This is a genomic window from Moraxella lacunata (assembly GCF_900453205.1).
GTDB classification, from domain to species: Bacteria; Pseudomonadota; Gammaproteobacteria; order Pseudomonadales; family Moraxellaceae; genus Moraxella; species Moraxella lacunata_B.
This window is the reverse complement of record NZ_UGQU01000003.1, coordinates 245,150-270,787: the sequence shown is the minus strand read 5'-3', so window position 1 is coordinate 270,787 and position 25,638 is coordinate 245,150. Positions and strand designations below refer to the sequence as shown.

Sequence of the window (25,638 nt, the reverse complement as noted above, 5' to 3'; positions counted from 1 at the left end):
GCTTATTGTAGGGTTAGAGTGGCTTTGCCGTTTTGGGTATGCTCGCCCAAGCGAATGGGGCGTTGGTTGAAGTTTAAATCCACCTGAGCAGGATTGTCAATTTCAATGGTAAAGGGTGTTTCGCCCTTTAACTGATAACCGCCACGAGACTGCAAGCCCTGCATGAGTACGTTATCATTTTTGTCGGTGATTTTGATATTCACATCACCCTTTGACCAAATATCAATCACGCCTTGTCCTGTCACAGCTTGGGTAGTAGGCTCGCCATCATTTGTACCTAGGTTTAATGCCGAACCCGATGCCCCGACTGCCGCTCCTTGGGCTTGTTCGCTCGGGCTTAGCACTTGTGTTTGGGTCGTTGGATTGGTCTCATCTGATTTACCCACTGCACTAGATATGATTTTTAATAGCACAAACCCAAAAATCACCAAAGCAATCACCCCTGCAATGAGCCATGGATTAAATCGCATGCCCCCACGCCCACGCTCAATGGTACCCATGGGTGCCAGTGGTGCTTTGATGTCCTCAACACGCTTGGTGCGTTTGCTCTCAGGATAGATGCTTTCAAACTCTCGGGCAAACTCATCGGCATCAAGTTCCAAAAACTTAGCATAGTTCACCACAAAACCCCGAGCAAATGCAAATTGGGGCAGGGCATCAAAGTTTTCTTCTTCCATCGCCTGCACATGGCGTTTTAGAATGTTGAGCTCGCCTGCCACTGCATCTAGTGAGTAACCCCGAGATGTTCTGGCACTTCTTAATTTACCGCCAAAACCTGTGTTTGATGTTGGTTTGTCGTTGGTTTGACTCACTTTAATGCTCCCGTTGGGTTATTTAGCCATTGTTTTAGTTTTTTTGCTTCATCGGACAGCGGATACTGCGACAAAAGCTGACTGGACAACCGCTGAATCTCTTGGTGATTGTTTTGTAAAATATTTAGACGAATGCCTTGGTATATCAGACGTGGTGGCATGGGCTGACCATGCATTTGGGATAAACTCTTTAAATCCTCAAAATACTCTTTGGCTTTTAGAGACTCACGTCTATTGATGAGAATGTCAATCATCTCCATCTTTGCCACGACTGTACCACGCTCAGTTTCCATCGCCTTATTAAAGGCTACTTCTGCCGCTGCTGGGTTATTCATTTTTAAATAAGTCAGCCCAAGATTTTCAAGGGCTCCCGCACGGTTACGGTAGCCGAGCGTGCCCCCTGCGATATTAAATTGCTCTATTGCCTCTTGGTAACGCCCACGCTCTGACAGATACACGCCATAGTTGTTGCGTGCTTGGGTAAACTCAGGGTCTAGGCTAATCGCCTTTTTAAAATACTCATCAGCTTTGGCGACATTGCTAGGACTGCCCTCTATTCTAAGTAGATTGCCCATCATGTCATAGGCGGGAGCATAACGGCTGTCCGCCTCTAACGCTTCATCAAGCTGTCTTTTGGCGGCATCAAGCTGTCTTTGAGCGATAAACTGTCCCGCCAGAGCAGTACGTGCTTGGGCAAGCTCAGACTTATCACGTTTACGCTGTGATGGGTCAGTGCCTTGATAAACCGTACTCGAACTTTGTGAGGTACTCTGACATCCTGCCAATAAGGCGGTCAATAGCACAGGAATGACTAAATATTTCATGACTTTACCATAATGACTATGATTTAAAATTAACCGTTTTGTCTTAACCTAAGTAGGGCGTCAAATCCATACTGACAACCCCAAAACTTACATACTTATTTGGCATTGAACAAATACAGCGGACAAATAATCGCCATTCTAACAATTATCAATGATTTTTGCCAATATTTTTGCCTTTTTCCTACCAAAATCTTGTTATTTCATCGTATTTTTAAACCATCACGCTTTTTGGTCTTGACGTTTTTGGATACTCTCTTGCCATTTTTTGGCTCGCCGTGTTCTGTCCGCCACTTGTCCGACAAGCTGACCGCACGCTGCATCAATGTCATCGCCACGAGTTTGGCGGACGGTGCAGACAAAGCCTGCTTGATTTAGGATATTACTAAACGCATGAATGCGGTTATTGCTAGAACGTCCATAAGGAGCGTGCGGAAAAGGATTAAAGGGAATTAAGTTGATTTTACTTGGCAAATCCGCCAGTAACGCCACCAATTCATGAGCGTGTTTATCGCTGTCATTGACCCCGTGTAGCATGACATATTCAATGGTAACGTGCTTTTTGTGGCGGGGGTTTTCATCATAGACGTAGGCTTTGGCGGCACGGATAAGCTCTGCCAACGGGTACTTTTTATTGATAGGCACAAGCTCGTTACGCAGTTCGTCATTAGGAGCGTGCAAACTGATGGCAAGAGCCACATCAATGTCCTTGGCAAGGTCATACATTTTTGGCACGATGCCAGACGTGGAGAGTGTAACACGGCGTTTGGATAAGCCAAAGGCATGGTCATCAAGCATGAGGCTCATGCTCGCCACGACAGGCTCGTAGTTTAACAGTGGCTCACCCATGCCCATCATGACAACATTGGTAACACGGTTTTCACGCTCAGTTGGGGCAACGCCTTGCATATAGGACTGATTGGCAACCCACAACTGTCCGATAATCTCGCTGGCGGTCAAATCCCGCTCAAAGCCTTGTTTGCCTGTACTACAAAATGAGCAGTCCAACGCACAGCCGACTTGACTAGACACGCACAAGGTCTTACGCCCAAACTGCTTGCCATCTTCGGCAGGGATTAGCACCGTCTCAACAAGCGAACCGCCCGCCACTTCAAACACCCATTTGCGAGTGCCGTCCTCGCTAAACTGCTTGAATTTGACCGTGGGTGGCACAACGCACGCCACTTTGTCGAGCTTGGCTTGCAAGGCTTTGGATAGGTTGGTCATCTCAAAAAAGTCGGTAACGCCAAACTGATAAATCCATTTCATCACCTGCGTGGCACGGAATGCCTTTTCGCCCATAGCTACAAAAAATTGGGAGAGTTCCTCTTTTGACATACCCAAAAGATTGGTTTTTTGGTCGGTGTTTGGCGTGTCGGGCGTGTGAATCACAGGAATTTTGGCGGTCATGGTATTGTTTTATTTTAAAAAATTAACCGCTTATTATACAAAAAAAATCTGATAAAGTCATGAATTTAACAGGCAATTTTGGCAAATTTTGTTATAATGGCGTTTTTCATTTTCTAAATCATAAGGAAACCCCATGTACCAACTTGTCGCCATTGGTAACGCTCTTCTTGATACCGAATTTAAACTCACCGATGAGATTTTGACCCAAACAGGACTCACCAAAAGCAACATGACTCTTGCTAGCACAGACGAGCAGACCGCCCTATTTGACATTTTAAACACGCATGGGCTGACCCCCGCCAAGCAAGCAGGGGGCGGTTCGGCAGGCAACACGGTGGCGTGCTTTTCAGCATTGGGTGGCACGTCTTTTTATAACTGCCGAGTGGGGCATGACAAACGTGGGGCGTTCTATCTATCCGACATGGCAAATATGGGCGTGACGATAGACGGTAGTAAAGCCGAAGTGGTAGGGGCGACCGGTACTTGTGCAGTATTAGTTACCGCTGACGGCGAACGCACCATGCAGACCAATCTGGCGGTAAGTGGCGACATTGACGAGACGAACGTGGATTTTGATGTGTTGGCTGGGGCAAAATACCTATACCTAGAAGGCTATCTTGCCATGACTCCGTCCGTACAAAATGCCATTGGCAAACTGTGCCAAACCGCCAAAGCACAAGGGGTCAAAATCGTGGTGAGCTTTGCCGACCCTGCAGTAGTTCGCTTTGCCAAAGACGGTGTGATGTCGTGGCTTTCTGACGGTGTGGACATGATTTTTTGCAACATGGACGAAGCCAAACTCTTTGCCGAGACAGATGATGACATTCGGGCGGTTCATGCCCTGCTAAATCACGCCAAAGTAGTCGTCATCACCAACGGAGCAAACCCCACTACCGTGGCAGACAAAGACAGCGTTCGCCTGTATGATGTCCCACCTGCGGACGTGGTGGATACCAACGGGGCAGGCGATAACTTTGCAGGGGCGTTCTTGTACGCCTTAGCACAAGGGGCGGATTATCAGGCGTGCGTGGCATTGGCAGGAGCAGTGGCAAGCCGTGTGGTGAGCCAGTTTGGGGCAAGACTGCCCAAAGCGGAGTATGGCTTGATTAAACAGACGGTTTTGGGATAAATCTAAAATTTGATATGAATCTAAAAGGCGGGCAAAGTTCCGCTTTTTTAATAGGTACAAACACCATGAAAAGTCTATATTTTATCCGTCATGGCGAAAGCCTTGCCAACGCTGGTGGCACGCCCCTGCCCAATGCTGATATTCCTTTGACCGAAAAAGGACACACTCAAGCCAAAGACCGCCTTACTCATTGGCAACAGATGGGTATACGCCCAAGCCACATTTATCATTCTGCCATGCTTCGCACACAGCAGACCGCCCTGCCATTTTGTCGGCACTATAACATGACCGCAAGCACACTTGACCTGCTTGATGAGTTAAATACCCTTGCCTTTGATGCCATCAAAGACATCTCGATGGACGCACGCCGTCTGATGAATGCCAACTGGTGGCAAACGGCGGGACTAGATGATAGGCATGGCGTGGGAGCGGACAGCTTTGGCGAGTTTATGGGGCGTGTTGACACATTCATCGGTAGGATTGATGAATTTAATGATAATACGCTGTTTTTTGGGCATGGGATTTGGCTTGGACTGCTTGCCTATCGGCTCATGAATCTGCCTGTGCGTGATAGTGGCGACATAAGGCGATTTCGTGCTTTTCAGACCGCCATGCCCATGCATAACACCGTACTGTATCGGTTAGACGTGGCGGATAATGTCAAAAATCTGGCATGGATTGCCTAATCCCTAACGTATAAAAAAGACTAACCCATAGGATTAGCCTTTTATTTATGTCTATATTTATCTTAGGTCGTACTAAATCCTGCGTCTTCTACCGCACGAATCAGCTCAATCTTATCCACTTGGGTGTCGTCATATTCAATGACGGCTTGTTCAAGGGGCAGATTGACTTCCACGTTTTGCACGCCTGCAATGTCATTAATGGCGTTATGCACGCTTTGCACACAGCCATCACAGGTCATGCCAAAGACTTTTAGGGTTAGGGTTTCAACTGCCATGATACGCTCCTTTGTTAAATTAAATTGGTAAATTAAACCGCTAAAATCAAGTGGTGTGTTTTATGTTGGGATAAACACATATTTTTCAAGGCACAACCGCACAACCGCCAAACTCCACACCCAATCCGCACATCTCATCAAATCCGCACAGGATATTCATGTTTTGCACCGCTTGACCGCTCGCTCCTTTCACTAAATTATCTTGGACGACCAGCACGGTCAAGGCATCATCATCTTGATGAACGGCGATTTTTAGGCGGTTGGACGCTCGCACCGAACGGGTATCAGGGAGCACTCCTTTGGCAAGCACGTCCACAAATGGCTCGTTTTGATACGTTTTTTCAAAAATCTCTTGCCAATTTAACGCCTTACCGTCATCGGTTAAGGTCAGATGAATGGTACTAAACATGCCCCGAATCATCGGTACAAGGTGAGGGACAAACCGCACTTTTTGGGTAAATTTAGACCCTAAGAACAGATGCACGCCTTGGCTTATCTCAGGGGTATGGCGATGACCTGCCACGCCATAGGCAGAGAAATTGTCGGATAATTCACTAAATAGCAGGTTCATCTTGGCATTACGTCCTGCCCCCGATACGCCCGATTTGGCATCAATGATAATGTTTGGCAAAATCAACGGTTTATCCGCACTGTTTTGGGTGCCTATCACAGGTTTTAACCCCAAAATGGCGGTGGTGGGATAGCAACCAGGGTTGGCGATGACCTTGGCGGATTTGATTTTTTCACGGTGAATCTCAGGCAAGCCATACACCGCTTCGGCCAACACATCAGGGCAGATATGCTCCAAACCATACCATTTGCCAAACTCGCTCAAATCCTGCAAACGAAAATCCGCCCCCAAATCAATGACCTTCACCCCTTGTGCGATAAGGCGTGGCGTATGACTCATGGCGACCCCGTGTGGCGTGGCAAAAAACACAACATCGCACGCCTTGCCAATCTCGCCCATGACATCATCCGTCATATCACTGTACACAACATCGCACACACCAAGCAGGCTCGGGAAAATCTCACTCACCGCCCGCCCCTTTTCACTGCGAGAAGTCAAGTGGCTGATATTAATATGGGGGTGGCGTGATAACAGACGTATCAACTCAACGCCTGTATAGCCTGTACCGCCGATGATGGCAACGTTAATTTTTGACATGGGCTTTCCTAAATAAAAATCATTGAATAAACCCTTGGATTATAAAGAATTTTACTCCTTTTGGCAAATAAAATCCAACATTTAACATCACGCCTGCCACACACCAATCACAAATTCGCACAACCTGCCAAAACTTGTTATAATACCCCTTTTATTCACAGCCTGTCGCCATGAATGACCGCTTAGCCTGCCTACCGATTTTATTTAACACCTTAGCCCTTGACCGCCTGACCCCCACCCAAAAAATCATCGTCCAGCAAATAGACGAACTTTTGCCCCAGACCCAGTGCGGTCTGTGCGGACACCCAGACGGCTGTCTGCCCTATGCCTATGGCGTGGCGGTGCGTGGCGAGCCTCACAACTTATGCGTGCCGGGTGGTCAAGCGGTAACGGACGCCATTAGCACGGTGCTTGCCGAGCATGGCGACCCACGCCCCACCCTGAGCGCCACTGCCAGCAAATGGGCAACCGACCCTGCCACCGACCGCCCCGTGGAGGTACGAGCCATCATCAATGAGAACGACTGTATCGGCTGCACCAAATGTATCCCTGTCTGCCCTGTGGACGCCATCATCGGCACCGCCAAGCACATGCACACCATCTTAACCGACCTATGCACAGGGTGCAAGCTGTGCCTACCGCCCTGTCCTGTGGACTGCATTCGCCTAGAAGTACACCCACGCACCATCACGGCAGAGGGGCGAGCGGACGAGCAGGCACATCTACGCACTCGCTATCATCGCCATCTTGACCGTGTCGCCCAAAGTATCACGGACGGCACCAAACCTGTGGTCAGCTCGGTTGAGTCGGTCATGGCGAACGTCATGAGCGAGCCAAGTGGCACGCCCATGGACAAAGACACTGCCAAAAACGCCATTGAACTTGCCAAAATCCGCACCCAAATCAAAAAACTCACCAAACAGCTAAGCGTAAAAAACAACCCTGCCATACAAGATGAACTTGACAATTTAACGCAGAAATTGCGAGAATTAGAGCAATAACCCCACGAGCCACGCCATGTCATTAGAAAATATTCGCCTAGAAAATCTGGGTAATGCCCATGAGATAGACCCTGCCACGCACAAACAGCTTGACCTAGTCAGACGCTTAGAGAAGTCAGGCTTTATCTTTGCCACCGACCCCAAAGTTGCCACCGACCTTGCTCGCTCATCAGACGGCACGCCCACCGATAAGCTCATCTATCGTGCCACGCTCATGGACAGTCAAGGCGACTTACAAACCGCCCTGCACAAAGGCGATTTTTTGGTGAAGGGTGTCGGCAGGCTCTATGCAGGTATCTCGTTCGTGGTCGGGTTTGTGGGCGTGCTTGGACTGCTTAGCACGCACGTGGTTAATTTTTTCTATGTACTGCTTGGACTGCTCGGCTGGCATACGGTTACGCTTATTTTGTGGTTTGTGAGGCTAAACAACCCCAACCGCTATTCTGGTATTTATGGCATACTAGACCGACTTCGCCCCAAATCCGCCATAGAAAGTGAAGCCTTTGACATCTATCAAGAAGAATTTCAAAAAAACACCGCATGGCAAATCGGCAAAGTCATTCACAAGGCGTGGCTCTGTGGCTTGGCAGGCAGTGTGCTTGCCCTGCTCATGCTGTTTTTGTTCAAAAGCTATGCCTTTATGTGGGAGTCCACGCTGTTATCCCAAAGCCATTTTGCCATGATTTTAAAGGGTTTGGGCTTTGTGCCGAGCCTGTTTGGTTTTGAACTACCCAGCCAAATCAGCCTATCTCGGGGCGATGTTCCCCCTGCTCGCCTTGCCACACTCATGATGTTGTCCGTGGTGGTCTATGGCATGATACCCCGCCTGTGTGCTTACCTGCTGTGCCATTTTAATGCCCGTGAGCGTTTTGCCATTGATCCCAATTTATATTATTACGAAAACTTACTTCGCACCTTTAACCAAACCATTGTTGATAAAGACGACTTCACCCCACGCACGCCAACACCCACCAAAACCGCCCTTAGCACTCACAAAAAAGTCGTGGCAACCTTAGAGTGGGCAAGCGATGATGAGCTATGGCACGGACTGACCGATGATGTCAAAAACTTAGGGGCGGTTGATACCAAAGAAGACGTGCTGTATCTCACCCAAATCGCCAGCACCCTACACGCCCAAATCCTACTCGGCGTGGACTGCCGTATCCTGCCTGATAGGGGCGTACTTCGCAAAGTAGATTTGATTCGCCAAAATAGCGATTATGGCGTGATTGTCAAAATCTTACACAGTGGCGGTTATGTCAATGAATGGCGAGACGCATTAAATGAGCGAAATGTTGACCAGATAAATTGATGAATTGGTTTTATTCGTAAATTAATTAATCGGTATTGTTCAATAAAGATATATTCTAAAATTTGGACGTGTAGGGGCGAATTACATTCGCCCAAAAATCAACACTTTATCACAGGGCAAATGTGATTTTCCCCTACAAATATACCCAAAGGTATGGTTAATTAACAATACCAATTAATCAATTAATAAAAACGGGGCGATTTCAATCAGTCCCGTTTTTTCATGATTTTTAAAGGGCAAGCGTTTTTTAATAATAAACCATTCATCATTTTCATAATACGCCAAAATATCCAAATCCATAGGCACTTTTAAAATAGTCACTTTTTTTAAACTGTCCTTTTTTAAATTATCCTGCTCTCGTCCGCATTGTGTTTCTATGTTTTTTAATACGCCATTAAATTCATCATAATTCATCGGCTTGTATAACTTTATCATTATCACGGCATTATGATAGATGAGTTCTGTTTTGCCTGTAAAATCTTTACCAATGATTACAGACGACAAGTCCACATCGCCCCATGACTTTAATTCATCAAGGGCGATTTTAAAACTCATCTGGCTATCATGATTACTGCCTAAGGCGATGATATATTGGCGTATCATTTTTAATTAAAATACTTATGCAGATTTATGGCGAATGATTTTTACGCCCACGCTTTCGGCTTGTTTTATGGCATTGGGCTTATGAATGGTAAGCGTAATGGTTTGGCAAGGATAATGGGCGAGCAAGTATGTACAAATCTCTTCGGCAAGTTTTTCCAATAACTTCGCCTGTATCTTGTGGCATAGCCGTTCTATGTCTTCGCACACCGTTTTATAATTGATGGCATACGCCACATCATCAGTCTGGCTTGCCTGTGTCATGTCGCACACCATTTCACAATCTATTACCAGTGATTGTTTAATGGCTCGCTCCCAATCATAGACACCGATGAGCGTATTTATTTCTAAGGATTTAATAAACACAATATCATTCATGATGACTTCCTATGTTTTAAAATATCAATACTAAATATGATAAGCCCAAGCCAAATTAGTCCAAATACCAGCAGTCTTTTACTGTCAATGGGTTCATGATAATAAAACACCGCAATCATAAATACTGATGTGGGCGTAATATATTGCATGAAACTTAGGGTATTAAAATTCACGAGTTTGGTGGATTGATTATATAATAATAACGGAATTAAAGTAATAGGGCCTGCGAGCATTAATAGCCAAATATCATGGGATACCCAAAATGATGGTTCACTGCTTGGCACATCATGAGTCATAAACCACACCACACAAAATGGCACAAGCATGGCAGTTTCCAAAAACAATGCCGAAATACTGTCAAGTGGCGTGCGTTTTTGCATCAGCCCATAAAATGCAAAGCTTAGTGCCAATAATAAAGACACAATGGGTAAAAATCCAAGCATTACCACTTGAATAAATACCGCAATAAATGCCAAAGCAATCGCCAAGAATTGTAAGGGTCTAAGTCGCTCTTTTAAAATAAAAAATGATAATGCCACCCCCATTAAAGGACTGATAAAATAACCCAAACTGGCATCGATAATCCTATCATGCCCCACCGCCCATACATAAGTGAGCCAATTAATTGCAATCAGCACACCTGAAATAAAAGTCCAAAAAATGATTTTGGGGTTTTGCTTAATGAGCGTGATGGCTTGCCAATGTTTTTTGAGGATTAGAAATAACAATAAAAGCACACAAGTCCAAATTAAACGATGACCGATGACTTCTATGGCATGATAATGACTTAACTCCTTAAAATAAAATGGAAATAAACTCCAAATAAAATAGGCGGTTAATCCTAATACTATGCCTTTTTGTTGATTGGTTTGCATTTTTTTAATTATCGATTTCGGCTTTCTTCAACCGCACTCATCAAATCCGCCATACAAAGTTGTTTTTTGGTTTTTACACCTTCAACATCAAGGGGCGATTTTTGTTCGTAAAATTCTTTTTTTATTTGAAAAACAAAAACTGTACCATCATCAGCACTCACCTCTATTGGTTCTTTTTTGGCAATGTGAATGATTTCATTAAAAGATTTTTGAAAATTTTGTACAGATAAAGTTTGCATATTATTTTCCTTCTATTAAGGGAATGGATAAAGAATTGGCAATATTTTGCATTTTCTTATCAAAGGTAAATAAAGAAAATCCAGTTTCTAATGCCAATTGCAAATAATAAGCGTCGTAGGCATAACTATTGTTGGCAAAAGCAAGGTTAATTGCTTGTTGCATATCAAATTTTAATAATTGCACAGGAAAAGATTGTATGGTTTGCCAACATTCATTCGCTTCATCAATTTGGATTTGCTCTCTTTTAACCATTGCTGATAATGCGTTGCCAATTTCAAAAGGCAATACAATCGGAGCAAATAAATTTGCCCCTTTTGTCCCTTGAATAATGGTCGGTTTTTCAGAAAAATTCAATCCAATTGCAATCAAAATATTGGCATCAACAATGATATTTTTCATTATTCAACCACTTCCAAATTCAGCCCCGCTTCTTTTACCAACTTGGCAAAATTCGGAAAACTTGTCGCCACCGTTTCTGTGCCGTTAATCACAATCTCATCAGACGCTCGCAGGCTCGCTACCGCAAAGCTCATTGCAATTCTATGGTCGTGGTGCGATTCAATCTCCCCACCACCAAACACAAATTCGTGTCCGCCACGCCCGACAATCTCAATGCCGTCATCAAGCACCGTGCAATCAATGCCAAGCGTGGCAAGACCGTCCGCCATGACTTGAATGCGGTCAGATTCTTTGACTCTAAGCTCTTCTGCCCCACGCAAAATGGTCTTGCCAGTCGCACAGGCACTTGCCACAAAAATCACAGGAAATTCATCAATCGCCAGCGGTACAAGGTGCAAAGGAATCTCAATGCCGTGTAATTGACTTGATTTGACACAAATGTCAGCCACAGGCTCGCCACCAACCATTGTTTGATTTTTAAGCGTTATATCCGCCCCCATCAGGCGTAAAATATCAATGACCCCTGTTCTGGTCGGATTGATACCCACCTTAGGTAGCACCACATCGCCACGCCCTGCTATCAGACCTGCCACCATAAAAAACGCACTGCTTGAAATATCTGCAGGCACTTCAATATCACACGCCACAAGCTCCCCACCGCCCTTGACACGGATTTCGTTGCCGTGCCCCATAGGCGTAACCTTAACCTCATAACCAAAAGCGGTCAGCATTCGCTCGGTGTGGTCTCGTGTAATCTCTGGCTCTACCACCACCGTCTCGCCATCTGCCCATAGACCTGCCAAAAGCAGGCAGGATTTGACCTGAGCGGACGCCATAGGCATATCATAAGTGATGGCATTTAGGGTCTGATTGCCTGTGATTGTGATTGGCGGTGTGCCACGCTCGCCTGTGGTCGCCACAACCGCCCCCATTTGGCGTAAGGGTTTGGCGACTCGCTCCATTGGGCGTTTGGATAGGCTTGGGTCGCCAATCATCGTGCTGTCAAAGCTCTGAGCGGACAAAATCCCAGCCAGTAGCCTCATACTTGTGCCAGAGTTGCCCATATCAAGCGGTTTGGCGGGGGCTTTTAGTCCGTGCATTCCCACGCCATAAATCGTTACCTTATCGCCATCTCGGTCTATCCGTACGCCCATATCTTTAAAGGCTTGTAGGGTTGAGAGTGCGTCTTCGCCTTCTAGGAAATTCGTAACACGAGTTACGCCATTTGCCAAAGAACCAAACATAATACAGCGGTGCGAAATGGATTTGTCAGGAGCGACTTTATGTGTGCCTGTAAAAGTGTTGCTTGGGGTGAGTTTGTATTTCATAGGGTTTTTCCGTTCAAATAAAATAGTTAGTTAAAAAATTCATCTAAGGGCGATAATCATCAAATTCCCACAAAAAATATTTGTTTAATTGATTTGCCAAAGTATGCCAATCATTTTCATCATACATTGTAACAATGCGATTTAAATGTGCCATAATGGCTTGATAATCATATTTTTCCATAATTATCAACTCTCTTTGATGAAAAGTTTTTTGCTGTCCTTTTAATTGATTTAAATAATCAAAAGAACAAATACTGGTATAAAAATAATCCGTACCTTCTTGACCAAATATACCAATTTCCATACTAATATTGATACAAAAATCATTGGGATTTTCAGGATAATAATCCTTTAAATAGCCAAAATTTTCAGTTTCTAAAATTTCTTTGATTTCTGCTTTCATTTTAAAAATTTGTTCAATGTGTAGCAACTGTATCCCTAAAGAATACAGTACCACCAACCCTCATTAACTTTGTTGGCTTGTGGATGTTACTTAACGCTAAGATTAAGATGATAATCCGCTTGCCAAACACTGTCATTTCTAACAATGGCGTTAATGACGATTAGGAGTTTACGCATACAAGCGTTGATGGCAACTTTAAAGGGTTTGCCTTTGCCTATCAAACGCTCATAAAACTGTTTAAATTTGGGTTCATATTGTCTTGCCACATTGGTGGCATTGTATAAGACATTACGAACCGATTGCCTACCCCCTTTGCAATGGCTCTTGTATTTAAGTGTGCCACTTTCTTTGGGGTGTGGGGCAACGCCCACTAAGGAGGCGATTTCTTTATTGCTTAATGTACCAAGTTCAGGTAACATTGACATCAAGGTAGCGACAGTAACACCACCAATCCCCTTGATGTCTTTAAACTTTTTTGTGGTGTCATCAAAATGTTTGCTTAGGGTGTCGATGTCTTGTTCTAACTTAGCAATCTGTTCATCAAGGTAAGCAATGACTTGTTTAACACTCTCAAGCTGACTTTGATGAATTTGCCAAATACGGTTCTTTTCTTGTACACGCATTGCCACAAGCTGATGACGGCGTACTACCAATGCCTCTAAGCGTTCTTGCTCTTCGCTTGGTGGGACATAGAGCAAATGAGTAAGTTTGCTCTCATCAAGACTTAAAAACTTGGCATAAAGAGCAAGCATTTTGGCATCTTGGTTATCTGTCTTAGCATTAGAATAAGACTTAGCAAACTGGCTGGTTTTATTAGGATTGGCAATCACCACATTAAAGCCTGATTGATACAGGGCTTTGGCAAGGGGGATTTCTAATCCGCCTGTACTTTCAAGTACTACCAAAGCTAGGTTTGTGCCTGCATTGGTATTAAGATAAGCCATCGCTTGTTTGATGTCGCCCCCAGTGTTTGAAAAGGTTTTGGTTTTATCCTTACAAGAAAGTGATACCACAAAGACCTTTTTGCCCACATCAATGCCACAGTAAATGGGTTCATTGGGCTTGTTCGCTACATTGGTTTTGGTTTGCTTGGTATTTTTGGTTTGTTTAGCATTATTCATCATTAACCTGCCTTGTATTCGGTTTAGAGTCTATCAACTGTACGGTTTTGATTGATGAAAGGTTATCCACTCTTAAAGCTACGACACGAACTTAATCTTGGGTGGTTGCCCTTATGGTTCTAAGGTGCGTACAAGATGTGGATAACGGGTTTTTGCTTATTATACCTTAAAAGGGGGTATACAAAGGTGCGTATTACGCACCTTTTTAAAAAATAAAAGTTCTTGAATTGGGTAATTATAATTATTAAATAAAAAATTAATAGCAATTATAATTATCTCATTAAGTGGTGCGTATGACGCACCTTACGATTAAATATCAAACTTTATCCAAAAGTTTTCTTAATAATTCAATTTCTTTATCTTTTTGAGCAAGTAATTCATCTTTATGGCAAAGGAATAATTGCAATTTTTCAATTTGGGCAATTAAATATTGGTCGCCATTATAATAATTATTGCTATGATTTTCACTAATTTGACAAACAAATTTTTTATTATCCAATAATTCAGTAACTTCAACACCAAATAAAGTCGCTATATCATTTAATCGTTCTAAATTTGGCATACTCTCACCCCTTTCTATTTTGGCATAGCCATTTCTGGTAATGCCTAATTTTTCCGCCACTTGCTCTTGCGTCCAGTCCTTTTGCTCTCTTAACTCACGAATGGTTTCAACATTTATCATAAAAATACCCATATTTTTTAACAAAAGACCACTCGCAGTTGTCAAATGACAAGTGCAGGTTGGTTTAAAAATAAAATAAATTATTGTAACATATAATGGTTGAAATTCAAAATTTTTTGGAGAGTTTTGTGGAAGTTCTTATATTTTTTGGCGGTCTTGCAGGCGTTGTTATTTTGTTTTATTTATTCTCTCAAAACAACCAAGATAGCCAAGCCCCAAAATCAAGCCACACCAACAATTACAATAGAGAAATCGCATTGGGATTAGAATACTTATCCAAAAGTTACCAAGAAACAATGGATATTATAAATAGCGATGGATTTTTCTCATTAAATCAAGATAAAAACGCTTGGAGTTATGCGTTTGAATTGGAAATTGCTTATTTTCAGCTAATTATTTTCACACATTGTATTACACTATACGAAATGCATTCTACCGATATGATGCGTTATGCCATAGCAAGTAATCCTAGCGGAGATAAGAATAGAGACAATCAAGTTCTGAGCAATATTGCACAATCCAATGAAGCCATACAAATAGAAAATTTAAGAGAAAAAAGGCGAAGTATTGCCAAAGGGATTGAAAACAAATGGATTGAGTTAATATTAAAAATTTATGGATTAAATCACAATGAGAATAATATTACTATTATAAAGAATTTTCTGCAAGAAAGACATAGTTTTTATGTAGATACATTGGAGCAACAAAGGGGCAAAAAGAAAGCTGTCTATAATGGCGATTTTTACATAACATTCTTAGAATTTTGTGAAAAACATTACGAATTTCGTAGCGAGCGTGGTTTTGAACAAAATTACATACCTATTTTTCTGAAAATGTATCAGAATTTCCTAGAACAGGCTTCTAGGGAAAAATTGGGTGCAGAATTCATATACACCGAAAACAATGCAGACTCATACCTAAAAATGAGAGCTGGTAGCCTTAAAAATGAAATACTTGCCCCTTGGAATTCCGCTGTCAAATATAGACAAATGATTGGTGATAATTTATTACGAAGTAGTTATTAGGAGCTTATCAATGTCAAACAATCGTAAAAAATTTCCAATTTGGATACCTATTGTATCCTTAGTGTTGGCAATTATTCTAAATCCAAACGCAGTCCAAATGCTCAATCGTGGAATGGTTTCGTCTGGAATGGTAGATATTTTTGGAGCATTTTTATTGTATTGCTTTATTTTGTATATTGGCAATGCTATCTTTAATTCAAGCAAAAAGTGAGTTTATTTATGGATATTATGACAATCATCAAACTTATTGTTATATTTATTTTTGCTAGTATCGGTGTCAATTATGTAAAAAATAAGTTTAAAAAATAATCTTGTTTTGTTTGTTACGCATCATTTTTTATATTTGGTGCATAATACGCACCTTACAAACTTTACATACTCTACGAACTATTTTTTAACCTCTCTTTCTCCACCAATAACTGCCCAAAATATTCTCTGGCATTTTTAGCAATTTCAAAAGTTTATTGCTGTGCAAATCCCAATTTCACTCCAAGCCCAATAAAAGCCGTGCCAGAGATGCCGTCCATTGACCGTCTTGCTTTGACACTTTGCAAATAGCCAATAAACATCGCTCCAATGACCGCCAATAATACAAGCCAAATGGCTGAAAAGAGCGAATACAATCCACCCAAAAATAAATAAGGCGTGGCACTCGCTAATTGTTCTTTTTGGATAAATTGCGGAAAAAATGCCAAAAAGAATAACGCCACTTTGGGATTTAAGACATTGGTTAATAACCCCATTAAATAGGCGTTTTTGGTAGATTTTGGGCTGGTGTCTGCATTGATTTGGTAGTTTTTAGCATTTAGGGCATTTTTAATCGCCATAATGCCTAAATAAATCAAATACACCGCCCCCAAATATTTAATCACCATAAAAGCGGTTGCTGATTTTGCCAAAATACTGGCAAGCCCAAGCGTGGCAAATAAAGTATGTACCAAAACACCTGTCGCCACACCAAGAGCGGATAAAATCCCTGCCATTCGCCCATTTTGTAGAGTGCGATTTAATACAAATACTGTATCAATGCCCGGTGTCAAAATAAAAATAACCGCTGAACTGATAAATAACATTAAATGATGAATGCCAAAACTTGCTCCAAGATTGCTGATAAAGATATCCATTGGCGTATTCCTAAAAAGGTTGATTTGATTTATTACTGTTTGAGCTTCTCTTTTTCAATCAAAAGCTGTCCAAAATATTCTCTGGCATTTTTGGCAATGGCAAGAGTTTCTAATAACTTATCTGAATTGTTATTTTCAATATCAGATTTTAATTCGTCCAATATCTTTTGATACTCATCTAACCCTTTTAATACCGCCTGTTTATTTGCCAAAAAAATGTCGTGCCACATAATCGGACTACTTGCCGAAATACGGCTAAAATCCCGAAATCCCCCCGCCGCATATTTAAAAATCTCTAAATTATCATCATCTTTGGCAAGCTGATAAGTCAAGGCATAGGACAATAAATGGGGCAAATGACTGGTTAGGCTTAGGATTTCATCGTGCTTTTGTGGGGTCATCAGACTCACAACCGCTCCGATATTTTGCCATAAGTCTATGATTTTATTGGTATAAATATCGTCCGCTTGATTGGAGCAGATGATAAGGGCATGATTGACAAACAAATCCGCCTTACGAGAGAGTACCCCAGACCGCTCCGCCCCTGCAATGGGGTGAGCAGGGACAAAATTTAGGTCAATGCCCGTTTCATCTTGGGCGGTGTTGCAAGCGGTGATGACGTTCATTTTGGTGCTACACACGTCGCTCACGATACAGTCGTCCGTAAGCAGTCCGCTTTTTTTGGCGTGGGCGAGCGTACGAAAAATCGGCAACACCGCTTGCACAGGCACACAAATCACGACCAAATCGCACCCTTGTAGCACGTCCGTGAGCATGGACGAGCCTTGCGAGATAAGCCCAATTTCTTGGGCGGTTTTTAGGGTGTCGGCATTGTCATCGCACGCCACAATCTCATGGGTGAGCCTTTTGTCAAGCATGGCGGTTGCAAGGCTTGCGCCGATAAGCCCAAGTCCGATAATGGCGGTTTTGTTAAATAATGGTTTGGTAGTCATCTTATTCACTTGGCACAATCACGGTTGGCAAAAATTGATACTTTTCCACTTTTTTGGCAAAACCTTTATTGTCAAACGAATACATGACGTTGCAATGTTGATAACTTGCCAAATGAAATGCGTCCGTAAATTCAATGCCAGCTTTGGCAAAAATAATGGCTTTTTCTATCATTGTTTTATTTTCAAAAAATACATTGGGTAGGGATAATAAATGCTCATAAACCAATATAATATCATCAACACTAAATTTACAAATTGCACGCAATATCCATTCAAACTCAATAATTACCGTATTAGCAATAAATAAACTTGGCGAATGGTCAAGAAGTTGCTTGGCAATTTGTTTTTGCTTTTGCGTTTTTATATCATCATTTTGGGTTTGCACATAATAGCGAGCTAAGACATTTGTATCCAAACCAATCATAAAATATCTCTTGCAAATTGTGCCACATCTACATCTAAATCTTGTGCTGATAAATGTGTTTTTAGCATACCAAACCCTGATTTAATTTGCTTTTTTGGTTCGTCTTGATGAGTGGGCGATAAAAATTGGAAATTGCCACTTTGTTCATCAAATTGAATGGTTAATGGAGAGCCTTTTTTTGCTCCAATTTTTTCAAAAAACCACATCGGCAATGTTACTTGCCCGTATTCGTTAATTGTTACTGTATCAGTAATCATTGTTTACTCCCTATTTAAAATTACTGGTATTGGTTAATAAAAATATGTTTTAAAATTCGGGCAGTAGGGGCGAATTACATTCGCCCAAAATCAACATTTTGTCAAAGGGCAAATTGCAATTTACCCCTACAAAACCGCTCAAAGATAGGGTTAATTAACAATACCAAATTACCCCAAAACAGGGCAATTTTATCATCATGATTTTACAAAACCGCCTTAGGATATGACCCCAATACTCGCACGTCTTTGGCGATTTTGGCAATGTCATCAATGGCATTTTTGACATTATCATCATTAATATGTCCAATCATATCAATAAAGAACACATACGCCCATTTGTTGGGGCGTTCGGGGCGGGTCTCAATGCTCGTCATGGATACGCCGTGTTTTTTTAGGGGTTCTAGTAGCTCAATCAATGCCCCTGCACGGTCTGGGCTTGACACGACTATGGACGTTTTGTCCTGACCGCTTGGGGCAACTGTTTCGTGTCCGATGATAAGAAAGCGAGTGGTGTTGTTGGGGTTGTCCTCAATGTTTTCGTACAACTTGTGCAAGCCGTATTCTGCCACTGCCACATCGCCTGCAATGGCAGCCGAATGCCATTCGTTTTGCAGGCGTTTTGCCGCCTCGCCATTGCTTGATACCGCCACACGCTCCACATTGGGGAAATTGACATCAAGCCAATGACGGCACTGAGCAAGCGACTGCTGGTGCGAATAAATGCGACTTAGGCTGTCCACCTTGGTGTGTTCTGCCACCAAAAAGTTGTGATGAATGGGCAACTCCACCTCGCCGATGATTTTAAGACTTGACCCCAGAAAGGCGTCCAACGTATGATTGACCACGCCCTCACTGGAATTTTCCACAGGCACCACGCCATACATGGCAGAGCCCGCCTCCACTTCACGAAACACATCGGTAATCGTGGCAAGCGGTACGGTTGTCGCTGCCTTACCAAAATGTTTTAGGGCGGCGGCGTGGGTAAACGTGCCAACAGGCCCCAAAAAAGCGACCTTTTGCGGAGCTTCAAGCTCCAAACACACCGACATAATCTCACGGAATAGGCGTGCCATTTTCTCACCGCTCAAAGGTCCTGTATTACGAGCCATGACCGCTTTTAGCACTTGGGCTTCACGTTCAGGGCGATAAAAAATGGGGTGATTTTCATGGTTCTTTTTGGCGATGGCGACCTGTTGGGCGATGCCTGCTCGCTCGTTGATAAGTCGTTGAATTTGTTCATCAATGCTGTCAATCTTGCCACGCAAATCGGTAATTTGGTTGGTGTCTAGGTTGGCTTTGGGGGTTTGTTTGCTCATGTCTGCCCTTTTTGTGTGCTAAAAATAGGTTAATGATACATGAATACTAGGGGTTTGGGCAAATGTTTTTTTGGGGTTTGGGGGTGATTTTGTGGGGATTGGTTGGGGAAATTGGCGGTTTTTGGGGCTGTGGGTGTTAAATTGATAAAAACAAACGAAAGGTAAGGTGCGTACCACGCACCAATTATTATCCTTTATATAAGTGATTTATTTAGCACGGGTGAGTTGCAATTTGCCCCTGCAATTAAAAATAATTACTGCATAGTCAATAAATTAATATTTTAAGTTAAGTGTAAAGTAATTTTTGTATGCCAAAACGGTGCGTAATACACACCTTTGTATACCCCCTTTTAAGGTATAATAAGCAAAAACCCGTTATCCACATCTTGTACGCACCTTAGAACCATAAGGGCAACCACCCAAGATTAAGTTCGTGTCGTAGCTTTAAGAGTGGATAACCTTTCATCAATCAAAACCGTACAGTTGATAGACTCTAAACCGAATACAAGGCAGGTTAATGATGAATAATGCTAAACAAACCAAAAATACCAAGCAAACCAAAACCAATGTAGCGAACAAGCCCAATGAACCCATTTACTGTGGCATTGATGTGGGCAAAAAGGTCTTTGTGGTATCACTTTCTTGTAAGGATAAAACCAAAACCTTTTCAAACACTGGGGGCGACATCAAACAAGCGATGGCTTATCTTAATACCAATGCAGGCACAAACCTAGCTTTGGTAGTACTTGAAAGTACAGGCGGATTAGAAATCCCCCTTGCCAAAGCCCTGTATCAATCAGGCTTTAATGTGGTGATTGCCAATCCTAATAAAACCAGCCAGTTTGCTAAGTCTTATTCTAATGCTAAGACAGATAACCAAGATGCCAAAATGCTTGCTCTTTATGCCAAGTTTTTAAGTCTTGATGAGAGCAAACTTACTCATTTGCTCTATGTCCCACCAAGCGAAGAGCAAGAACGCTTAGAGGCATTGGTAGTACGCCGTCATCAGCTTGTGGCAATGCGTGTACAAGAAAAGAACCGTATTTGGCAAATTCATCAAAGTCAGCTTGAGAGTGTTAAACAAGTCATTGCTTACCTTGATGAACAGATTGCTAAGTTAGAACAAGACATCGACACCCTAAGCAAACATTTTGATGACACCACAAAAAAGTTTAAAGACATCAAGGGGATTGGTGGTGTTACTGTCGCTACCTTGATGTCAATGTTACCTGAACTTGGTACATTAAGCAATAAAGAAATCGCCTCCTTAGTGGGCGTTGCCCCACACCCCAAAGAAAGTGGCACACTTAAATACAAGAGCCATTGCAAAGGGGGTAGGCAATCGGTTCGTAATGTCTTATACAATGCCACCAATGTGGCAAGACAATATGAACCCAAATTTAAACAGTTTTATGAGCGTTTGATAGGCAAAGGCAAACCCTTTAAAGTTGCCATCAACGCTTGTATGCGTAAACTCCTAATCGTCATTAACGCCATTGTTAGAAATGACAGTGTTTGGCAAGCGGATTATCATCTTAATCTTAGCGTTAAGTAACATCCACAAGCCAACAAAGTTAATGAGGGTTGGTGGTACTGTATTCTTTAGGGATACAGTTGCTACTATTGTATTTAATCCCACTCCTGCAACACCAATGCCACCACCCAATTTTGCCGATTAAAATTACACGCCGTTTCATGATTGGGACTACATTCTGTCTCGCTTGGGGCTGGTAATATCGCCTTGCCGTCATTATCCATAGGCATTTTGCGTAGCATGACGGTATGCAGTACATTACCGCCGATGAGCCAAATCTCACGATTTTTCTTATCAGTCTTGACCACAATATCACAATGAGCAGGCAAACCACGTCCATTATCCGCCAAATACTTATCCAAATCCTGATAACTGCCAATCAGCTCACGCCCATAACTTCGCACATAGCACAGTATATCGCCCTGTTTTAGGGGGCTTACCAAAGGGTCTGCCGTGCGATAATCGCCCACGCCCTGCCAAGATGTGGCGATATAATCAAAATGGCGTGGCGACACATAAAAATCCACGTCCGCCTGTCTCATCACATACGACACAAAGCCTGCCGACCATGCCACATCACTCACAAAGGCTCGGCAAATGTTGGTGCTGGCGTTCTCGCCGCTGTCCGCCTTGTCGCAACGCTCATAAGGCAACGCCCTATCAAGCCGTGCCAACGCCCCACTATCACGCCAATACGCCACTACACGCTCCCACGCCCGTGAGCCGTCCGTCAGGCGTGCGTTTTCGGATTCGTAATGGCTATATTTGGCGATTTGTCCGTTTGTGGTGATAAACGGCTCGCCCCATGCCTTGTGTTCACGCAGGGCGATTTGGGCGATGCGTTCGGCTTTTGGGGTATGTGGGGCGAATGTGGGTGCGGGTGATTGCCACAAATTGTCTTGCAAGCTGTCCTGTGGAGCGTGCGTACTCACACAAGCAGATAAGGCTAAGGCGGTGCAGAGTAGGGGTAGAAGTTTTGGCATGGGATTTGGTTTTTTACAAGGGAATTTATTTTATCATTAAGATGGGGGCTTTAAAAAGCAAGACAAATATATTCTTATAAGAAAATTTATATTTTTTATAAAATAATATATTGTTTGACATTAATAATACATCTTAATAATACCAATTTTTGATATCAAACAATTTACCGACAATCAAAACTTGTCAATAATCCTTCAAAGCCGATATGCTCATGTAAAATTTTTATAAATTCATCTTCATCAATCAATCCTTCTTTATTATCATCAAAATCATATCCATAAATTTTCTTGATGACATCGTAATGCTCGGGTTTTAGGTATTTTTTATGGCTTTTTAGATAATTGGCTAAATTTGTCCCAATATCCTGCATAAGCTCGCTGTCAGTCTCAATATCAACAACGCCATACAACATCAAATAAAAAATAAAATCCTGTAAATCTTTTGCCAGAATATCAGCTTCATCATAATCATGATGAAAAAGCACAATCGGCACATCATCTTTTGACAAATATGGCAAATCATGATGATACCAAAAGCAATAATAATCCCCTGAGCCGTCTTGCACAAATGGTACAAATAAATAATTTGGGTTGATTGCCATATAGTCATCTTGATTTAAAAGCATATCTGTAATATGCTCAATGTCGTCAAAATCCATAATTTCAATGTAATTGCTATATAATGACAATGGCGGACTATCCTTTAAATTAGGATAGACTTCTTTTTGCCAATGAATATCTACCTTGCCCCACGTTAGCATATTATCTTGGCATAATGTTTTATAAAGTATGGGATAATTAAATCCATGTTTATTTTCTAAGTTTTGTAATTGTTTTAATGAAACAGTCATGATATTTTCCTTTAAATGGCAAATGAATAATAACATTTGAGCTTAATTTACATTCTACAAAATCAAGAATAAATACTACAAATCCACCAACCGACAAAACAGCTCATCATACGCCATTTTTTCTTGTACGTTTTGTCCCACCGCCACCGCCATATCATCAAGGCTTGCTAAAAAATTCTCTACCTTATCAAGGCTTAGATTTTCCGCCCCATTTATCAGCCCTGCCACGTCCATGTCGGTGTGAATACTATCAAGCCCAAGCCCCACTCGCACCACGTCCATCAGCATAAGCCGTGTCAAAACCGCAAAATCAGCAAAGCTCATCACACCCTGCCAATAGTCGCTCGCACTCACTGCCGACCGCTCGCCATGCCTTAGCGTAAGCCATGTTTTTAGCCATAATGCACGCTTGTCAAACCACACCGCCTTTGGCAACTCTACCGCCTTTAATACCGCCCCGTCGGTGAGTGTCAGGGCAAGTCTGGCAAGACTCTCATCACCCAACACTCCACCCACATAAGCCAACGCCACATCATGAGCAACAGCCCCAAGCGGTAGGGCTTGCACACGGCTTTTTATGGTAGGCATGAGTTTGGCAGGGTTGTCGCTTATCAGTATCAAATGCACGCCTGCCCGTGGCTCTTCTAAGGTTTTTAGCAAAGCATTACTCGCCCCAATCGTGAGACTGTCGGCATCATCCAGCACGATGAGCCGAACGCCATGCCCCTTGACGTGGCTATACTCTTGTAAGGCTCGCACGTCATCAATCTTAATGGACGAGCGTTCGCTCTCATCAGACGTCGGCAAGCTCTCGGACGGCAACACCATGACATCGGGGTGCGTCCCTGCCATGAGCCAATGACAGCTATCGCACGCCCCACACGCCCCCTGCTCGCCCTTGTTTTGGCACAGTAGCCACGCCACAAACCGCCACACAAATTCACGCTTACCAATGCCTGCCATACCACACGCCAACAACCCATGCGGTAATTTGCCGTCATAAAACTGACCGACCACCTGCTCCCAAGCGTGGGTTTGCCAAGGCAGTAACGGGGCAAAATAGGGCAACTGTTCTTGTTCGTTCATATCAGAATTTTAAAAACTCATCAATCGGCATGGCATTTAGCCTATCCAAATCTTCCTGCGTGTCCACCCCAAGCGGCAAGGCAACTTTGGCGACATCTATGGCGATTTTTTGACCATTTTCTAAAATGCGAAGCTGTTCTAGGCTCTCTAACACTTCAAGCTCGCCCTGCTCCCATGTGCCAAATTCCTTTAACAATTTGACCCGATAGGCATACAACCCCAAATGGCGATAGGCGTTTTTGGGTCGCTCGCCAAGCTCATCTTTTAAATGTCCGTCTCTATCGTACGGCATGGGGCTACGGCTAAAATACAGGGCATTTTGGCGAGCGTGGATGACTTTTACCACCGAATTTTTATAAAAATCATCATAATTATCAATGACTTCGCATAATGTCGCCATGACACAGTCGTCATTGGCAAGGAGTAGATTTTTGGCTTGTTCTAATAACACAGGCGGTACAAGCGGTTCATCGCCTTGCATATTGATGACAATGTCATCGTCCGCCAAGCCCAAAATCTGTGCCACCTCCCCCAGTCTGTCCGTGCCTGACGCATGCTCACCCGTCATCACCACAGGCACGCCCGCACTCTCGCACACCGCAAAAATCCGCTCATCGTCCGTTGCCACGCACACACTGTCGGCAAAGGTTGCTTGCAGGGCTTTTTGAGCTGTCCAGAGAATCATGGGCTGACCGTGCAAATCCAGCAAAGGCTTGGCAGGCAGGCGAGTGGATTTGTAGCGGGCGGGGATAATGATGTGGGTTTTCATAAAGTTTTTTGTGTTGCGATAAAAGACCCATTATAAAGCAAAATCAACCAAACGAAAAGCACAACCGCACCCAAATTACCCTACAAAAAATCTTAACCATACCAGATAATTTTGCTATAATCAGTGATAATTCCTTACAATGAAAACTGTCATGACATCATTTAAAAACAAACTTTCCAAACTCTCCCTAAGCACCACCCTAATCTATGTTGCTATTTTTGGCTTATCGGCATGGGCGTGCGAAAGACCACAGGTGAGTGGTTATGATGATGTGAGTTGCCTAAATGGGGGCTTGGCATTAGTTAAGCAAAACAACAAATATGGTTTTGTTGATAAAACAGGTAAGGTGATCATTCCCATTCAATACAATTTCGCTTACACTTTTAGTGAAGGTTTAGCACCAATTGAACAAAATGGTAAATATGGATTTATTGATAAAATGGGCAAATTAGCAATACTTGCTCAATACGACAGTGCTTATAGTTTTCGTGAAGGTTTAGCGGTAATTGAACAGAACGGTAAGTATGGATTTATTGATAGAACAGGCACAATAGTTATTTCCACTCAATATGATGACGCTTACAGTTTTAAAAATAATCAGGCTAAGGTTAAATTAGATGACGAAACATTTTACATCGACAAAACAGGCAAACGCATTCAATAATTTCAATCACAA

At 42.8% G+C, this 25,638-nt stretch carries 30 protein-coding genes and 1 pseudogene; 8 read left to right on the top strand and 23 right to left on the bottom strand.

All coding sequences use genetic code 11. The annotated features are described in order from the left end of the window. Positions 1-2 precede the first annotated feature (2 nt). The 3 genes from DX073_RS10275 to rlmN all read right to left on the bottom strand — a co-directional run bounded on the left by DX073_RS10275 (position 3) and on the right by rlmN (position 3,043). Positions 3-812, bottom strand: coding sequence for a helix-turn-helix domain-containing protein (locus DX073_RS10275; RefSeq protein WP_115007967.1), 810 nt, complete (start codon positions 810-812; stop codon positions 3-5). Then, positions 809-1,636 (bottom strand): type IV pilus biogenesis/stability protein PilW, encoded by an 828-nt coding sequence (gene pilW / locus DX073_RS10270; protein WP_115007966.1) that lies wholly within the window; start codon positions 1,634-1,636, stop codon positions 809-811. Before pilW ends, DX073_RS10275 begins: the two co-directional genes overlap by 4 nt. A 219-nt stretch (positions 1,637-1,855) precedes the next feature. Beyond that, on the bottom strand, positions 1,856-3,043 hold the full coding sequence (gene rlmN / locus DX073_RS10265; protein WP_115007965.1) for a dual-specificity RNA methyltransferase RlmN: 1,188 nt from the start codon (positions 3,041-3,043) through the stop codon (positions 1,856-1,858). Between the two features lie 133 nt (positions 3,044-3,176). Between rlmN and DX073_RS10260 the strand changes: the two genes are divergently transcribed. Both DX073_RS10260 and DX073_RS10255 read left to right on the top strand, forming a co-directional pair. Further along, positions 3,177-4,172, top strand: coding sequence for an adenosine kinase (locus DX073_RS10260; protein WP_115007964.1), 996 nt, complete (start codon positions 3,177-3,179; stop codon positions 4,170-4,172). A 65-nt stretch (positions 4,173-4,237) separates the two neighbouring features. Further along, the gene (locus DX073_RS10255; RefSeq protein ID WP_181814426.1) at positions 4,238-4,858 is read left to right on the top strand and encodes a histidine phosphatase family protein; all 621 of its coding nucleotides are present in this window, start codon (positions 4,238-4,240) and stop codon (positions 4,856-4,858) included. A 62-nt stretch (positions 4,859-4,920) separates the two neighbouring features. Here the strand turns inward: DX073_RS10255 and DX073_RS10250 are convergent, their stop codons facing one another. Together DX073_RS10250 and argC are read right to left on the bottom strand one after the other, a co-directional pair. Beyond that, positions 4,921-5,133 carry a heavy-metal-associated domain-containing protein gene (locus DX073_RS10250; protein WP_062498173.1) on the bottom strand — a complete coding sequence of 71 codons (213 nt, stop codon included), beginning with the start codon at positions 5,131-5,133 and terminating at the stop codon, positions 4,921-4,923. 85 nt (positions 5,134-5,218) lie between these two features. After that, complete coding sequence (gene argC, locus DX073_RS10245) at positions 5,219-6,301, bottom strand: N-acetyl-gamma-glutamyl-phosphate reductase (RefSeq protein WP_115007962.1); 1,083 nt, start codon at positions 6,299-6,301, stop codon at positions 5,219-5,221. Between the two features lie 170 nt (positions 6,302-6,471). Between argC and DX073_RS10240 the strand changes: the two genes are divergently transcribed. Both DX073_RS10240 and DX073_RS10235 read left to right on the top strand, forming a co-directional pair. After that, positions 6,472-7,302, top strand: a complete 831-nt coding sequence (locus tag DX073_RS10240; protein WP_115007961.1) for an RnfABCDGE type electron transport complex subunit B — start codon at positions 6,472-6,474, stop codon at positions 7,300-7,302. 16 nt (positions 7,303-7,318) lie between these two features. Next, the gene (locus DX073_RS10235) at positions 7,319-8,614 is read left to right on the top strand and encodes a DUF2868 domain-containing protein (protein WP_115007960.1); all 1,296 of its coding nucleotides are present in this window, start codon (positions 7,319-7,321) and stop codon (positions 8,612-8,614) included. 174 nt (positions 8,615-8,788) lie between these two features. Here the strand turns inward: DX073_RS10235 and DX073_RS10230 are convergent, their stop codons facing one another. The 9 genes and pseudogenes from DX073_RS10230 to DX073_RS10190 form a co-directional block, all read right to left on the bottom strand. After that, positions 8,789-9,217, bottom strand: a complete 429-nt coding sequence (locus DX073_RS10230; RefSeq protein ID WP_115007959.1) for a 2-amino-4-hydroxy-6-hydroxymethyldihydropteridine diphosphokinase — start codon at positions 9,215-9,217, stop codon at positions 8,789-8,791. 15 nt (positions 9,218-9,232) lie between these two features. Then, positions 9,233-9,592, bottom strand: a complete 360-nt coding sequence (gene folB / locus DX073_RS10225) for a dihydroneopterin aldolase (RefSeq protein WP_115007958.1) — start codon at positions 9,590-9,592, stop codon at positions 9,233-9,235. Then, on the bottom strand, positions 9,589-10,476 hold the full coding sequence (gene rarD, locus DX073_RS10220; RefSeq protein WP_404932941.1) for an EamA family transporter RarD: 888 nt from the start codon (positions 10,474-10,476) through the stop codon (positions 9,589-9,591). Before rarD ends, folB begins: the two co-directional genes overlap by 4 nt. Next, positions 10,476-10,706: a hypothetical protein gene (locus tag DX073_RS10215; protein ID WP_115007956.1), complete on the bottom strand. Its 231-nt coding sequence runs from the start codon at positions 10,704-10,706 to the stop codon at positions 10,476-10,478. The genes rarD and DX073_RS10215 overlap by 1 nt, the downstream gene beginning before the upstream one ends. A 1-nt stretch (position 10,707) precedes the next feature. Then, positions 10,708-11,106, bottom strand: a complete 399-nt coding sequence (locus DX073_RS10210; RefSeq protein WP_115007955.1) for a type II toxin-antitoxin system VapC family toxin — start codon at positions 11,104-11,106, stop codon at positions 10,708-10,710. Beyond that, positions 11,106-12,413 (bottom strand): annotated as a pseudogene (aroA, locus tag DX073_RS10205) (3-phosphoshikimate 1-carboxyvinyltransferase); the annotation flags it as partial. The pseudogene aroA and the gene DX073_RS10210, both read right to left, overlap by 1 nt. Positions 12,414-12,477: 64 nt before the next feature. After that, entirely contained in the window at positions 12,478-12,864 is a 387-nt protein-coding gene (locus DX073_RS10200; protein ID WP_147279719.1) for an Imm8 family immunity protein, read from the bottom strand. A gap of 59 nt (positions 12,865-12,923) precedes the next feature. Beyond that, on the bottom strand, positions 12,924-13,961 hold the full coding sequence (locus DX073_RS10195) for an IS110 family transposase (protein WP_258556830.1): 1,038 nt from the start codon (positions 13,959-13,961) through the stop codon (positions 12,924-12,926). Positions 13,962-14,274: 313 nt separating this feature from the next. Beyond that, positions 14,275-14,640 carry a helix-turn-helix domain-containing protein gene (locus tag DX073_RS10190; RefSeq protein WP_220186744.1) on the bottom strand — a complete coding sequence of 122 codons (366 nt, stop codon included), beginning with the start codon at positions 14,638-14,640 and terminating at the stop codon, positions 14,275-14,277. 95 nt (positions 14,641-14,735) lie between these two features. Here DX073_RS10190 and DX073_RS10185 point away from each other — a divergent pair, with 95 nt between their 5' ends. Both DX073_RS10185 and DX073_RS10180 read left to right on the top strand, forming a co-directional pair. After that, a complete protein-coding gene (locus DX073_RS10185; RefSeq protein ID WP_115007951.1) occupies positions 14,736-15,665 on the top strand; it encodes a hypothetical protein in 930 nt (309 codons plus the stop codon). 10 nt (positions 15,666-15,675) lie between these two features. Next, the gene (locus DX073_RS10180; protein ID WP_115007950.1) at positions 15,676-15,876 is read left to right on the top strand and encodes a hypothetical protein; all 201 of its coding nucleotides are present in this window, start codon (positions 15,676-15,678) and stop codon (positions 15,874-15,876) included. Positions 15,877-16,126: 250 nt separating this feature from the next. Here DX073_RS10180 and DX073_RS10175 read toward each other — a convergent pair whose 3' ends face one another. The 5 genes from DX073_RS10175 to pheA form a co-directional block, all read right to left on the bottom strand. Next, positions 16,127-16,789: a LysE family translocator gene (locus DX073_RS10175; protein ID WP_115007949.1), complete on the bottom strand. Its 663-nt coding sequence runs from the start codon at positions 16,787-16,789 to the stop codon at positions 16,127-16,129. 32 nt (positions 16,790-16,821) lie between these two features. Continuing rightward, positions 16,822-17,742, bottom strand: coding sequence for a prephenate dehydrogenase/arogenate dehydrogenase family protein (locus DX073_RS10170; protein WP_115007948.1), 921 nt, complete (start codon positions 17,740-17,742; stop codon positions 16,822-16,824). Between the two features lies 1 nt (position 17,743). Beyond that, positions 17,744-18,166 (bottom strand): type II toxin-antitoxin system VapC family toxin, encoded by a 423-nt coding sequence (locus DX073_RS10165; protein WP_115007947.1) that lies wholly within the window; start codon positions 18,164-18,166, stop codon positions 17,744-17,746. Beyond that, positions 18,163-18,423: a hypothetical protein gene (locus DX073_RS10160; RefSeq protein ID WP_115007946.1), complete on the bottom strand. Its 261-nt coding sequence runs from the start codon at positions 18,421-18,423 to the stop codon at positions 18,163-18,165. The genes DX073_RS10165 and DX073_RS10160 overlap by 4 nt, the downstream gene beginning before the upstream one ends. A 203-nt stretch (positions 18,424-18,626) precedes the next feature. After that, the gene (gene pheA, locus DX073_RS10155; protein ID WP_115007945.1) at positions 18,627-19,739 is read right to left on the bottom strand and encodes a prephenate dehydratase; all 1,113 of its coding nucleotides are present in this window, start codon (positions 19,737-19,739) and stop codon (positions 18,627-18,629) included. 517 nt (positions 19,740-20,256) lie between these two features. Between pheA and DX073_RS10150 the strand changes: the two genes are divergently transcribed. Next, a complete protein-coding gene (locus tag DX073_RS10150; RefSeq protein ID WP_258556830.1) occupies positions 20,257-21,294 on the top strand; it encodes an IS110 family transposase in 1,038 nt (345 codons plus the stop codon). Between the two features lie 74 nt (positions 21,295-21,368). Here the strand turns inward: DX073_RS10150 and DX073_RS10145 are convergent, their stop codons facing one another. The 4 genes from DX073_RS10145 to kdsB form a co-directional block, all read right to left on the bottom strand. Continuing rightward, positions 21,369-22,256 (bottom strand): DUF2272 domain-containing protein, encoded by an 888-nt coding sequence (locus tag DX073_RS10145; RefSeq protein ID WP_115007944.1) that lies wholly within the window; start codon positions 22,254-22,256, stop codon positions 21,369-21,371. A gap of 164 nt (positions 22,257-22,420) precedes the next feature. Beyond that, the gene (locus tag DX073_RS10140) at positions 22,421-23,107 is read right to left on the bottom strand and encodes an SMI1/KNR4 family protein (protein ID WP_181814425.1); all 687 of its coding nucleotides are present in this window, start codon (positions 23,105-23,107) and stop codon (positions 22,421-22,423) included. 75 nt (positions 23,108-23,182) lie between these two features. Next, positions 23,183-24,193 carry a DNA polymerase III subunit gene (locus DX073_RS10135; RefSeq protein WP_115007942.1) on the bottom strand — a complete coding sequence of 337 codons (1,011 nt, stop codon included), beginning with the start codon at positions 24,191-24,193 and terminating at the stop codon, positions 23,183-23,185. A gap of 1 nt (position 24,194) precedes the next feature. Then, positions 24,195-24,962 carry a 3-deoxy-manno-octulosonate cytidylyltransferase gene (kdsB, locus tag DX073_RS10130; RefSeq protein WP_115007941.1) on the bottom strand — a complete coding sequence of 256 codons (768 nt, stop codon included), beginning with the start codon at positions 24,960-24,962 and terminating at the stop codon, positions 24,195-24,197. A 151-nt stretch (positions 24,963-25,113) separates the two neighbouring features. On the opposite strand from kdsB, the gene DX073_RS10125 reads away from it, so the two are divergent. Then, positions 25,114-25,626, top strand: coding sequence for a WG repeat-containing protein (locus tag DX073_RS10125; RefSeq protein ID WP_181814424.1), 513 nt, complete (start codon positions 25,114-25,116; stop codon positions 25,624-25,626). The last annotated feature ends 12 nt before the right edge of the window (positions 25,627-25,638 follow it).